Origin of the sequence: Salegentibacter sp. BLCTC, assembly GCF_015143665.1 — a bacterium.
Taxonomy (GTDB): domain Bacteria; phylum Bacteroidota; class Bacteroidia; order Flavobacteriales; family Flavobacteriaceae; genus Salegentibacter; species Salegentibacter maritimus.
In genome coordinates this window covers 62315-74897 of sequence record NZ_WYEW01000011.1, presented here as the reverse complement: position 1 = coordinate 74897, position 12583 = coordinate 62315, and the positions used below count along the sequence as shown (strand labels likewise).

Below are 12583 nucleotides of genomic sequence, written 5' to 3'. Positions count from 1 at the left end.
GGCAATAAATCACCTAGAGAATACAAACCTCGATTCGGGGAAGAATTCTTCCCCGAATCGAATGATATTAATGAAAATTTATTGAATTTAGCTGTGTCTTAAATTGGGTAAGGCTACAGATTTAAGTAAACGAAAATATATAACAAAGCTTATTGAACTGAAATCTTGGGAAAAATTCCTTGATTGGTCGGAAAATGAAAATGGTAAATCGAATTTCATAAATGACTTTTCTGGTTCGACAATTGGACAAGTAAATCAGTCATCTGAAAAAATGGATTTAAAGAGGCCGATAACTCAAAAAACAGTTCATAAATCGGTCGAAGGGTCTAAGAAAAAATCTTGGGTGGAAATATTAGCTTGGATAATTGGAATTATCGCGGGACTTGTAGCCATTTATGAGTTTATTTTAAAAGGCTTATAAATTAAAAACGGTTGGCAATAACTAAGCGTTCGTGTGGCCGGAACGGCCGAACATGAACGCAGTGTTGACTATTCCGGTTCTTTGCCGATTAAGTATATATGGGGATTAGTCTGTTTTTAGGAGGTAATTTTTGTTAGCTAGAACATCTAAACTCTATGCAAGATATCGGCTTTTGGCTATCGACCTAAAGTCAAGCTGCTTTTTACTTTATTTTCACTGGTACTTACAGTATTTAATGCCATTTTGTTCGTTTTGGGCCATAGCTTTCCTGTTACGCCCGGAAGAATCGTTTCTTATACTCATTTATTTGATTGTTTTCTTAGTTTTTTCATCCAGTATCCAGGTGGGCCCCGGGCCGTAAAAGTAGTAAGGGTCACCAATTTTCCTTTCTTGCACATCGGGCAAAGCTGGTGTTGTAGTGGTCTAAAAATATCAGCAGAATTCACTACCAAGGAGTTCCAGCCATAACTCTCAAAGCATCGGTGGGCAGAATAGCCGCAACATCCAGCCTCATATGCAGTAGTTACTTTATAATTGCTATAATGCTTGGTAACATACGCTTTTAAAACTTCAGGTCGTGGTGGCATACTGAAGGTCTTGCCCGAAAACAGATCTGTGGCACAGTGAATCTTTCAGCTACGCTTGTGAATATCAATGCCAATGTATAATTTAGACGATGCAGTTTGTTGAGTTTCCATATCTTTTGATTTTAGTGAATCTTAAAGATACTCGATAAGCTGCTTTTACATAGATGCTATACAAAATAGGCGAAATAGTAATAAATTCAAGGCTTTTGGCTCGTACCAAAGTTCGTGTTTAACCGAAAGTGAAGTGCTTCGAAACCGCCTACTTTTCATATACTAACCGTTACCCACAAGTGCCACAAAGATTGCTTAACTAAAAGCAGACATTTCTTTACCCCAGGAGTCTAAACTTTTTAAGATAGATTCTAATGACTTCCCTTTTTCAGTTAATTCATATTCCACTTTTGGAGGAACTACCGGATATACTTTTCGTGTAATAAGATTATCCTTTTCAAGTTCGCGAACGGTTTGAGTAAACATTTTATTAGAAATATCGGGAACTTTATTTTGAAGTTTTCCAGAACGAACCGGTCCTTCTAATAAATGAAATAGAACAAGAGGCTTCCATTTCGTACCAATTAATTTCATCGTATAGTTAAGAGGACAATAAATTTTATTCATTTTAAAAACATAAATAGCTGATTAACAACAAATAACACTTTTAGTTACCTATATTACATTTAGGTAACTTATTGTTTAACAGACAAATATATCCTTATTTTGTAGCCTTAAAAATAAAATAGATATGAAAAAAGAAGAAACTTATCCACGATCATTTTCACACATTGGTATAACTGTTCCAAACATTGAAGAGGCTGTCAAGTTCTATTCAGAAGTGATGGGATGGTACACAATAATGGAGCCTTCAAAAGTTAAAAAAGAAAGAGAAACTGCTATAGGACAAATGTGTATAGATGTATTTGGAGAAGATTGGGAGGAATTTGAAATAGCACATATGTCAACATCAGATGGAGTTGGAATTGAATTATTTTCTTTCCCAAATGGAAAAAAAGAAGCTCCAGGATTCAATCCTTTTAATACAGGATTATTCCATTTCTGTGTACAAGACCCGAACATCGAAAATTTAATAGAAAAGATAGTTTCTTCTGGTGGTAAACAAAGAATGCCAATAAGAGAATATTACCCAAATGATAAGCCGTATAAAATGTGCTATGTTGAAGATCCTTTTGGAATTGTATTTGAGATTTACACACACAGTTATGAGCTTACATATTCTTCAGGAGCTTATGAAGAGTAAGCTCCAGTGGGTAACAAAGAACTGAGCTAACTTCCAAGTAAACTATCCCATTTTGATACAAAATTTTCATCATAAGGCAGGCCTGATTTCGCGATCACAAAAGCTTGTTTAAGAAGTTTATTACAGACTGCAATCAATGCCAGTTTCTTGCTCTTTCCCTTGGCGATTATTCGTTCATAGATATCCCTGCAGGCTTTGTTGTGTTTACAGGCTGTAAAACTACACATGAATAATAGGTCCCGGAGCTTGGAGTTACCTACCTTGCTGATCCTACTTTTACCTTTCACACTTTTCCCAGATTCCCGTATGGTTGGTGTGATTCCCGTGTAGCAACATAGCTGCCGGGCAGTTTCAAAGTTGGAAAAACCATCCGTCAAAACCAGTAACATAATAGCTGTTTTATTCCCCATTCCAGGAATGCTTTTTAGTAAAGTGAGCTGTTGCTGTTGCTCCTCTTTTACTAGTTCAGTGAGTCGTTTGATCTCTGCCTGAACACTCTTTAAAGCTCGATTAAGGGAATGATAGACCGTTTTAGAAGGCTTGCTCAGCACTTTCTCCCCATGCAGTTTGTTCTTCAAACGATGATAACCTCGAAACAATGAGTCTAGAAGAAAAAATCCTTAAAAACACTTGAAATTTCCAAAGACACGGAGAAGTATGCTCAAATGGATTTGATTTAGGAGAAGGAGATGCATATTAGTTTAGGTTTTTAACAGATAATACAGTTAATTTCACTGATCCTGGATACTTAACAAGTTCTCACTATGAATTAAACGGAAATGAGTTAACACTTGAGACAAATTATACTTTACCGTCTGGTAGTACACGAGAATTTATTGGAAGCTATATCTATTCAGAAACTGCTGGAAATTTCACCGGAACTAATACATTTAATGCTTACGATAATGGTGAAACTCTTTGGACTTGTAACGGAACAACAAGTATTTACAAATAAAAAACGGCCTTTTTTACTATTTTAAGCTTAGCTATTAATTACTGTTATTGCAGTCTCTCCTAAAACAATAGAACATAAAAACACCAACGTATGACAAAAAGATAGAATTTAACGAATTTTTCAAGACATAGTTAATTTACTCAATAAGCTTAAAAAATGCTAAATACCTTTAACTTTTCAATATGATTATCACTTACTCTCTAGCTATGTTTTTGTTAATATTAAGTTAAAGGTGTCTAATTCGGAGACACTCCAAAATGATCTAACCGAAACCCATTATAAATGTAGGATACAAGAGATTTAAAGCACTCCCGCCTCGAGTACTGGAAAACCCTTGCAATCCTAGTGTTTACAAGGGTTTTTTCTTTCGTGAGCAACAAAGGTTTGTAAAAAATGTTAGTTTAGAGAATACATTGATGTGTGAAGTTGAAGAACAATTTTAATTTTTCTCCTCTAATTTTTTAGTGTTCGGATTTTGATTCTCATCTTTCCCTCCATTTTTATTTTTCTTTTTTTTGTCAGATTCCTCTAAAGATCCTATTATAATAATTAACGCTATAAATGAAATAATAATAACTGACAAGGGGGTTCTATCCCATATTATCCACAAATACTGAGCTCCAAAAAATAGTACGCCAGCGATATATTCAAATGGAAAATCTTCCTTTCTTTCTTCAGAATATAAACTTTTCCTGATAAATGATCTTAGAATAGATGCAATTACCCAAGTATTTAATGAGAACCAAGCCTTATACCAAATTGATTGAAAATCTATACCTGGAACTTCCTCTATCCAAAATATTGAGAACAATATAAAAAGAATTAAAAAATATAAAAACTGAGCCAGTCCCCATAATATTTTTTTCCAAATAGACACACCTTTGGATCTCATTACATAAGTCAAGTTCATATTTAAGACTCTACTGTAAGGGACACAAAATACGTGACCTGGTATATCCACTAGCTCATAATTAGTAGAATCCTTATCAAATTTGTATCTTTTTATGTCCTCAAGAAAGATACTTTCCAATTGATTATTTATAGAATCCACATAGTAGTCCGAAACTTTACCGCTAAACATCTTGGATCTCCCATCTTGATCAACCAGTATATCTGCTTCCGTATACCAATATTTTTTTCCTTTAGCTTTCGGAGTGTTTTTTACCCGTCCTCTAAAGAAATAATACCAGTAATTCTTAAACTTAAACAGATTTATGACTGAACTAGTACTCAAGGAGATTACTATCTTATGCACTATAAAACCCAAAAGACTTGATACTAAATACACACCAAATATCAGAAACAAAAAGTCAGAGTATATCTCCTTAAATCGGGTGCCATCTGGAAGCTCATTACTTGCTAATAAATCAAAAATTTCTTTTAATGTACTATAAGAGATTGCTGGCAAAAGATTACCAAAAAAGTTTCTAATCAATAAAAATACACCAGCACTCGCAAGAATTGCGACTATACTACTAAATATTGTCCACATAAGTCTCTCAAGAAGATTTCCTTGAGAAAATTCTTTATGAAATTCTCCATGATAATAAAAACGTCTTAGAAGTATGCCAGGAATTACGAAAATGGATATATAAAATACAGTATTTGCTGCAATATTAAATTCCATTTCGCGCTATAATTATTCTACGGAAAGAACAACCTCTTTTTTATTAGATAAGATTACTGTTTTGCTCTTAATTGACTTATCTTTTTTTAGTTCCTGAACTGCAGCATCTATTTTCATCCTATCAATTGGATTATCCAAAGCTATTTTAGCATCAGGAGTAATTACAGCGTCGTTATTTTGAAATTGACCAATAAGGCTTTCAGAAATCACTTCAACAAGGGAAGATATATTTCGGAAAAAATTCCTACTGGAAAAATTAATAATATGACTCATAGGTGCTATTTTTGGTTTGCAAACTTAAATAATTATTTAAATATAAGTAATATTTAATTTTAAGTATGCCATAATGATGTTAATTAATATTGTCATTAGTCCACTAAAGGGAGAGTGAATTAAACTTTCATTCCCAAAATAAAGACATTTTTTTAGGACTGTGGGTTCGACTACCAACAAGAATAGAGGGTAAGTGAATAATTGGGATAATCGGTTTAGATAGCACATTTCGGCTATAGGTTTTATAATTGGGTATTTAATAAAATTTTTTATTATAATTAAGTAATTTATCAATTCAAATAAACCAACGAAAAATGAAGATAACAGGCCAGGAGTTAGATGATTGGTTAAATGATTTGGGTAAAATACTTATGGATATTTACATATCACTGAACAATGCAAAATATTTGCTCAATGAAAAACCTCAAAAAGAAGAAAGTCAATTAAACCATGGTTTTTTTAGATATTACCCTATTCAATGCAGGTTTATTCTTGTGATCCAGATTAGTAAGATTTTAGATGATAGTAAGAATCAGAAAAGAAATATTTTTAAGCTTTTTAACCGTTTAGAAAATCAAAAATATGATCCTATTCTAAATCAAAAAGTTACAGATTCAATCTTCAAGAATAGAAAAAATTTAATTGAAGAAATAAATAAACTGAGAGAAGAGTTTAAAGAATTAGAAGCAATAAAAAAGAAAGTGGTTACTGCCAGAAATGAGGTGTATGCTCATTCAGATCCAAATAAAAACTCTATTCTATTCACTTATGCAGATTTAGAAACACTTACAGGTTATTGCAGAAAAGCTTATCAAACTCTATATGGTGGTTTTTACGATATTGAATTTCTGGTTCATAAAACCGTCAATTGGAATGTTAAGGATATTGTTAAAACAATTTCTGTTTTAAAAGACAGCTCTCTATTTAGCAGGGATATGGATATTAAAAAAAATAAATAATTACTTTCTCTCCGAGTACTGTTAAGACTTCAAACAAAACCAAAACCCCGTAAAACTCAGTGTTTACGGGTTTTTTTATTTTGAGACAAGTCCCAGAGCATAAAATCTCGATTATCGAGTTAAAAGATTTATCTACTAAAATGAAAATCACTGCAGCATAATCACAAAAAAAGATAATGCTTACATAGTTAATAAAGAAATACTTTAAAGCTAAGACACTTAAATAGAGAAGCCCGGAGGTGATTAAATTTTATTTATGTATAATTAAAAGGCCGCTTTAGAGCGGCTTTTTTTATTTTCGCCTTATGAAATTGCCCCCTCTAATCTTTTGTCTCCTGTTACTGGTTTTATCTAGCGCTTGTAAAAATAAAATGCAGGATAAGTTGGATATGGGTATTGAAAATGATTCAGCTTATTATTTTTTTGAACGGGCTATAAATGAAGAGAAAATAAGTGCCAAGATTCAAAATTTAAATCAATCATTATCTAAGCTACACAATAAAAAGGACAGCCTTTACCCACTGCTTTTAGACTATAAAATATATTATCATAATCGTTTAGAGGAATTTGATAGTGCGCTTTTTTTCGCAGATAGTCTTGAACGCCTGGCAACATTCAGGAAAGATACAAACTGGATTGCACTTGCATTTTACAGAAAAGCAGTTATACATCGCTATTTAGATAATCAGGAAGCAGTTTTTAAAAATGCTTTTGAATCACGTAAACACTACCTTCAAATAGGGGATAGCACAAAAGCTGCACGTAGAAGCCTGGAAATGGCTACTGCCCAAAGTAGAATGCAGGATTATACGGGAAGCCAGGAATCAGCTATTGAAGCTTTTCGCTATCTTAATAGGAAAAAAGATCGGCAGTATTTAAGCAGTGCTCATAATATTATAGCAATCGCATATGGCAACCAGGGCTTTTATGATGATGCAATAAAAGAGTACAAAGAAGCCTTGCGTTACGCCCAGAACTTAGAAGATAGTTTAATTTATCAAAATAATATAGGCCTGGTATATCAGGATCAAAAAAAATATAAAAAAGCAATTTCTGTTTTTGATAAACTCTATAGAAGCGTTTCTAAAGAGGATTACAAATCACGATCAAGGTTTTTGGATAACCTGGCATTTACTAAGTGGTTAAAAAACGGTAATATAGATGTGTCTTCAGAATTAAACCAGGCGCTAAAATGGCGCATTGACCAAAATGATGACACCGGTAAAACATCAAGTTATGAACACTTATCATATTATTATAAAAATCGAAACAAGATAAAAGCACTTAATTATGCTAAAAAGTGGCTAGAAACTGGTAGGAAAAATCACAACCTACAGGCTCAGGTAGAGGCATTAAAGTACTTATTAGGATTGAGCCCCGGCAGTACAAATTATACTTCCCATTATATTGCTCTTAGTGACAGTTTAAATAAAATGAACTTACGTGCTAAAAATACGTTTGCCAAAATAAGGTTTGATGAGAAACGAAAACAGCAACAGATATCCAGCCTGGAAGCTTCCGCAGCACTACAAGCCATAGAAAACCAGAAGATTAAAACCCGGAATTATATTTTGATGTTTGTCGCTATGCTTACCATAGCCTTAGCAATTTTCATTTTTTATTATAACAGACAAAGACATAAAAAGGAAAAAATTATAGAAATCTATAATACTGAAACCAGAATATCAAAAAAGATTCACGACGAGCTAGCTAACGACATCTATAATATAATGAGTGGCCTTGAAGCGGTAGTTCCTCCAAAAATAATAGATAAGCTGGAAAGTATCTATAGCCGTACCCGGGATATTTCAAGAGAAAATAGTAAGATTGATACAGGATCAGGGTATTTAAAACAATTAGTGGCTTTACTTTCCAATATTTGCCCGGCTAATATTCGTTTGATTATAAGTGGAGAAAATAATATTCCCTGGAGCACTATAAATCGTGAAAAAAAATTAGTGATCTATAGAGTCTTGCAGGAGCTTATGGTAAATATGAAAAAACACAGTAAGGCATCCTTAGTGGCGTTGGTTTTCAATGAAGAAAACCAATATTTAAAAATCCATTATTCTGATAATGGTATAGGCACGGCAAAAGAGGCTATTAAAAATGGAAATGGGCTTCAAAATGTGGAAAACCGTATTTTTTCTATAAATGGAACACTTACTTTTGAAACAGAAAAAGGAAAAGGCTTAAAGATTTTAATCGCTATTCCATTATAAGAAAATTATGCTTAAAAAAGTCCTTGTTGCGGAAGATATAGACAGTATTAATCAAGCTGTGGCCATACTTTTAAATGATCTCGGAATAACCAATGTAGCTCATTCACAATATTGCGACAAGGCATGGCTAATGGCTAAAAAAGAACTGCTTAATAACAATCCATACGATTTGCTTATCTGCGATCTTTCCTTTAAGCAGGACTATAGAGAAGAAAAAATCACCTCTGGCGAGGAACTTATTTCTAAATTAAAAAATGAAAACCCAAACCTAAAAGTGATTGTACATTCTATTGAAGATCATCCGCAAATCGTAAAAAACCTCTGGGCTTCAGGGAATATAGATGCATACGTGTGTAAAGACCGCCATGGAATTAAATATTTAAAACAGGCAATTCTAGCTTTAAATAAGGGGTTAACCTATAATTCACCCTCCATTGAAAAAGCATTATCACAAAACAACCTCATTAGCCTTAATACTTTTGAAATTAGTATTGTTGAATTCCTTTCTAAAGGTTACACTCAGGATAAAATAGAAAAAGTATTGAAAGAAAAAAACATAAAGCCTAACAGTAAGAGTGCCATAGAAAAACGCTTAAAAGAGTTACGCGACGAGTTTGGTGCAGAGACCAATCCACATCTTGTTGGGATTATGAAAGACCTTAAATTGATTTAAAAGAATATAGTTTAAGTTTTTGGAAAGCAGGAATTACCGCATTGGCATGGACAATAAATTGAGATAAAAAAGCTTAAATGCATTCAGCCGACAACCACAACTCACAACTTATTATTGTTATTCTAAACATTTTATTCCTTATCCATTAAAACCCTAAAAAGTAGAATTCCATACAACAAAAATCCCTGCACAAGGCAGGGACTTTCAGAACTCAAAACTAAAACACAAGGTAATTACAGGGCAATGGCGTATGTAGCGCAATGCCATATAAAATCATAATCTTTTCCATCGAATGTTCCTGTGATATCTTCATTATGGGTAGTTTCTATGGTATATAGCGTATCATCCCATGGGAGTTTAAAACTCACCTCTCCGTTTTCATCGGTGGTAAGTTTCTTCGACCACTGGTCGCTAATATAAATTATCACTTCCTGTTCTTTTAAGCATTTCCCTTTAAAAAGAACTTTTAAGTTTACTTCGCTTTTATGGCTTGCAACCTTATTACTTATGTTTAGAATTTCAATACCCTCAAAATTAGTTTTTGCAAGTTTTTCAGGGTTCTTCCCTACTGTAACCCTCGCCTTTGCATGATATTGAGGTTTAAAAATTCCAAAATCATATGCTGTATAATCTAAAACCTGCACATTCTTATTATCTAAAACCAGGGCATAGCTTCCTTCCTCAGAGGGAACAAAAACCGCCTGGTAGAAATCACGCTTCATGCTTATTTTCAATTCCTTTTTCTCTCCACTGGGAGCTATTAACCACAAACTAAAATTTTTAACTGCATTAAAAGCGTCATTTCCCGGCTTTTCAATTGCTCCTGAAGTATATTCTCCATACTTAATTTTCACCAGGTGTTCTTTATTTAGTTTACCACTGGCAGCTGTTTCTATCCATAAATAATGAGCTGAAGCTGTGGCCTGAACCAATAGTACAAAGATTAAAATCGTAATTTTTTTCATTTTAATTATTTAGAATGATTATCGATAGTGCAAACATAGGCTAAGCTTTTGAATTATAAAACTTATTTAGACTTATTTTAAATAAAATCTGAAATTCCCTTTTTCAGTTAAGAAAAATAATTACATTTGCTCCAGTTTAGAACCAGTCTTAATAATTATGTATTGATTTTAAACAAAAAAAAGAGCCATACAGCGGCAACTGTATGACTCCATGATTACTCTTTAACCTCTTACAATTAAAAAGCAATGCAATATACAACTTTGCGTGGATTTTTTTTGCTATGCCTCTTTATAGGCGGCCACTTATGTGCCCAGGAGCAGCAGCAAATTGAAGGAAAAATAACCGATACCAAGGGAAATCCTCTACTTGGGGTGACCATCTGGATTCCTGAAATTTCTAAAGGGACCACAACAAATCCTCAAGGTTACTTTTCTTTAGCAGTACCTTCCAATAATAGCAATCTCAACCTCAACATCTCATTCGTTGGCTATGTCCCTGAAACACGCATAATTACACCAGCTAATAACTTTTTTGATATCAGTTTAAAAGAATCAGCAACCCAATTGCAAGAAGTAAATCTTACCGCAAAAAACAAGCTTCAACAAATTGAGGCACTGGCGTATAACGTAGATGTAGTAGATGCTAAAAAACTACATCATACTTCATTAGACATTGGGCATGCCCTGGACCGGGTTTCGGGAATACGAGTTCGGGAAAGTGGCGGCGTAGGTTCAAATATGCAACTTTCAATGAACGGTTTTAGGGGAAACCAGGTAAAAGTCTTTATTGACGGAATCCCGATGGAGAATTTTGGTTCTTCTTTTCAATTAAACAATATCCCTATTAACCTGGCTGAACGTATTGAAGTGTACAAAGGTGTGGTTCCTGTTGGTTTAGGAGCCGATGCCCTTGGTGGTGCTATCAATATAGTTACAAAAAGCGACTTTGGAAATCATTTAGATGCCTCTTATTCCTATGGCTCTTTTAACACGCATCGTAGCAACATTAATGCTATATACACGGCAAAATCGGGTTTCACCGCAAGAATAAATGCCTTTCAAAACTATTCTGATAACAACTATACTGTTAATGTTGATGTAGCCGATTTGGAAACCGGAGAGTATTTCCCAAACCAGGAAGTTAAGCGCTTTAATGATAATTACCACAACGAAACAATAATTGGAAATATAGGTGTTGTAAATACATCTTATGCCGATAAGCTATTACTTGGTTTTACAGTGGGCCAAAACTACAATGAAATTCAAACAGGTGCCAGGCAGGTTAGCGTTTATGGCAATAGGCACAGACAGGGAAATATTCTAATGCCCAGTTTAAAATATCAAAAAAAAGATCTCTTTACCCAAGGCCTGGATGTCACTTTAAATGCGAACTATAATTTCGGAAAAGAAGAAGTGGTAGATACAGTAAACCGACGTTATAATTGGTTTGGGGAGTTTATTGAATATGACAGCCCGGGAGGAGAATTAAATTATACGCATTTAAAATTTCAGAATAATAATGGTATTGCAAATGCAAACCTTAACTATAACATTAATGAAACGCACAAACTGGCCATTAGTAATGTATATACCAGTTTTAATAGAAAGAGGGAAAACCTGCTATCGGAAGAGGAACAAATCTATAATCAACCTCAAAAAACCACTAAAAATGTGGCCGGCCTTGGCTATACCTTTGAGAAAGAAAACTGGAGCATTACCGGTTTTTTAAAGAATTACCACCAGGTTAATACATTTGAAGAAGCTTACAGGCCCGAAGGTTCAGAATACGGCAGCGTTGCATACCGCTTTAAAAAGAATACATTTAATAGTTTAGGTTATGGAGCAGCCGGTACATATTTCCTTACCGATAATTTTCAGATAAAAGCTTCTTTTGAGAAAAGTTTCCGCTTACCGCAGCCTAACGAATTATTTGGAGATGGCGGTGTATTGTTACAAGGAAACAGTAGCCTAAAGCCAGAAACAAGTTATAATTATAACCTTGGTGCTCAATATCTATTCAAAATTCAAAAATATCACCAGCTTAATCTAAGCACAAATGGATTTTACCGTGATGCAAAAGATTTTATAAGGCCCAGGCTCAACAAAAATCAGGTTTTTCAGGTAATGGATAACCTTGCAGATGTTAGCAATCTGGGAATAGAAGCCGAAGCTCGTTATTCTTATAAAAATAAATTTTCTGCGGGAGCGAATTTAACCTATCAAAACCTTAGAAACAACACTCAGTTTGAAGATGGTCAAACCCAGGAAAGTATTGTTTACAGAGATAGAATTCCCAACATACCCTACCTGTACGGCAATGCTGATGCCAGCTACACCATAGAGAGCCCTTTTAACTCCAATAACAGTATCAGCTTTAGCTACAATCTGTTATATGTTCATTCTTTCTATTTGTATTGGCCCAGCTTAGGAAGCACAAAGCTGGAAGTACCCGAACAAATTGCGCACGATTTGAGCATGACTTACAGTTTTGGGAAAAAGAACAACTTTCAGTTTACTCTGGAAGCAAGAAACCTGGCAGATGCCAACTTATACGACAATTTTAGCTTACAGAAACCCGGTAGAAACTTTACCGCCAAAATAAGATATTCATTTTAATCTAATCCTAACACCAAAACAATAATCAAT

General features: G+C 34.0%; 11 protein-coding genes and 1 pseudogene. 6 read left to right on the top strand and 6 right to left on the bottom strand.

Translation table 11 applies throughout. The features are described from left to right. Window positions 1-103 precede the first annotated feature (103 nt). Complete coding sequence (locus tag GUB10_RS13735) at window positions 104-421, top strand: hypothetical protein (protein WP_193712034.1); 318 nt, start codon at window positions 104-106, stop codon at window positions 419-421. A gap of 299 nt (window positions 422-720) precedes the next feature. Here GUB10_RS13735 and GUB10_RS13730 read toward each other — a convergent pair whose 3' ends face one another. Further along, window positions 721-1008 (bottom strand): hypothetical protein, encoded by a 288-nt coding sequence (locus tag GUB10_RS13730; protein WP_193712033.1) that lies wholly within the window; start codon window positions 1006-1008, stop codon window positions 721-723. 306 nt (window positions 1009-1314) lie between these two features. Next, window positions 1315-1626 (bottom strand): helix-turn-helix domain-containing protein, encoded by a 312-nt coding sequence (locus GUB10_RS13725; RefSeq protein WP_193712032.1) that lies wholly within the window; start codon window positions 1624-1626, stop codon window positions 1315-1317. 124 nt (window positions 1627-1750) lie between these two features. Between GUB10_RS13725 and GUB10_RS13720 the strand changes: the two genes are divergently transcribed. After that, entirely contained in the window at window positions 1751-2263 is a 513-nt protein-coding gene (locus GUB10_RS13720; RefSeq protein WP_193712031.1) for a lactoylglutathione lyase family protein, read from the top strand. Between the two features lie 26 nt (window positions 2264-2289). On the opposite strand, the pseudogene GUB10_RS13715 reads toward GUB10_RS13720, so the two are convergent. The 3 genes and pseudogenes from GUB10_RS13715 to GUB10_RS13705 all read right to left on the bottom strand — a co-directional run. Then, window positions 2290-2844 (bottom strand): annotated as a pseudogene (locus GUB10_RS13715) (IS110 family transposase); the annotation flags it as partial. Between the two features lie 813 nt (window positions 2845-3657). After that, window positions 3658-4845, bottom strand: a complete 1188-nt coding sequence (locus GUB10_RS13710; protein WP_193712030.1) for a hypothetical protein — start codon at window positions 4843-4845, stop codon at window positions 3658-3660. Window positions 4846-4857: 12 nt separating this feature from the next. Next, entirely contained in the window at window positions 4858-5118 is a 261-nt protein-coding gene (locus tag GUB10_RS13705) for a hypothetical protein (protein WP_193712029.1), read from the bottom strand. 314 nt (window positions 5119-5432) lie between these two features. Between GUB10_RS13705 and GUB10_RS13700 the strand changes: the two genes are divergently transcribed. The 3 genes from GUB10_RS13700 (at window position 5433) to GUB10_RS13690 (ending at window position 8972) form a co-directional block, all read left to right on the top strand. Continuing rightward, window positions 5433-6077 (top strand): hypothetical protein, encoded by a 645-nt coding sequence (locus GUB10_RS13700; RefSeq protein WP_193712028.1) that lies wholly within the window; start codon window positions 5433-5435, stop codon window positions 6075-6077. A 371-nt stretch (window positions 6078-6448) separates the two neighbouring features. Continuing rightward, window positions 6449-8299, top strand: a complete 1851-nt coding sequence (locus GUB10_RS13695) for a tetratricopeptide repeat protein (protein ID WP_227740420.1) — start codon at window positions 6449-6451, stop codon at window positions 8297-8299. Window positions 8300-8306: 7 nt separating this feature from the next. Continuing rightward, window positions 8307-8972 carry a response regulator gene (locus GUB10_RS13690; RefSeq protein WP_193712026.1) on the top strand — a complete coding sequence of 222 codons (666 nt, stop codon included), beginning with the start codon at window positions 8307-8309 and terminating at the stop codon, window positions 8970-8972. A 233-nt stretch (window positions 8973-9205) separates the two neighbouring features. Here the strand turns inward: GUB10_RS13690 and GUB10_RS13685 are convergent, their stop codons facing one another. Next, window positions 9206-9937: a DUF4198 domain-containing protein gene (locus GUB10_RS13685; protein ID WP_193712025.1), complete on the bottom strand. Its 732-nt coding sequence runs from the start codon at window positions 9935-9937 to the stop codon at window positions 9206-9208. 246 nt (window positions 9938-10183) lie between these two features. Between GUB10_RS13685 and GUB10_RS13680 the strand changes: the two genes are divergently transcribed. After that, window positions 10184-12553 (top strand): TonB-dependent receptor, encoded by a 2370-nt coding sequence (locus GUB10_RS13680; protein ID WP_193712024.1) that lies wholly within the window; start codon window positions 10184-10186, stop codon window positions 12551-12553. Window positions 12554-12583: the final 30 nt, after the last annotated feature.

What these genes read in the sequence shown, in the direction of transcription:
- GUB10_RS13730 (WP_193712033.1), bottom strand. Translation starts at nt 1,008, where the DNA reads ATGCCACCACGACCTGAAGTTTTAAAAGCGTATGTTACCAAGCATTAT.
- GUB10_RS13725 (WP_193712032.1), bottom strand. Translation starts at nt 1,626, where the DNA reads ATGAATAAAATTTATTGTCCTCTTAACTATACGATGAAATTAATTGGT.
- GUB10_RS13720 (WP_193712031.1), top strand. Translation starts at nt 1,751, where the DNA reads ATGAAAAAAGAAGAAACTTATCCACGATCATTTTCACACATTGGTATA.
- GUB10_RS13710 (WP_193712030.1), bottom strand. Translation starts at nt 4,845, where the DNA reads ATGGAATTTAATATTGCAGCAAATACTGTATTTTATATATCCATTTTC.
- GUB10_RS13705 (WP_193712029.1), bottom strand. Translation starts at nt 5,118, where the DNA reads ATGAGTCATATTATTAATTTTTCCAGTAGGAATTTTTTCCGAAATATA.
- GUB10_RS13700 (WP_193712028.1), top strand. Translation starts at nt 5,433, where the DNA reads ATGAAGATAACAGGCCAGGAGTTAGATGATTGGTTAAATGATTTGGGT.
- GUB10_RS13695 (WP_227740420.1), top strand. Translation starts at nt 6,449, where the DNA reads ATGCAGGATAAGTTGGATATGGGTATTGAAAATGATTCAGCTTATTAT.
- GUB10_RS13690 (WP_193712026.1), top strand. Translation starts at nt 8,307, where the DNA reads ATGCTTAAAAAAGTCCTTGTTGCGGAAGATATAGACAGTATTAATCAA.
- GUB10_RS13685 (WP_193712025.1), bottom strand. Translation starts at nt 9,937, where the DNA reads ATGAAAAAAATTACGATTTTAATCTTTGTACTATTGGTTCAGGCCACA.
- GUB10_RS13680 (WP_193712024.1), top strand. Translation starts at nt 10,184, where the DNA reads ATGCAATATACAACTTTGCGTGGATTTTTTTTGCTATGCCTCTTTATA.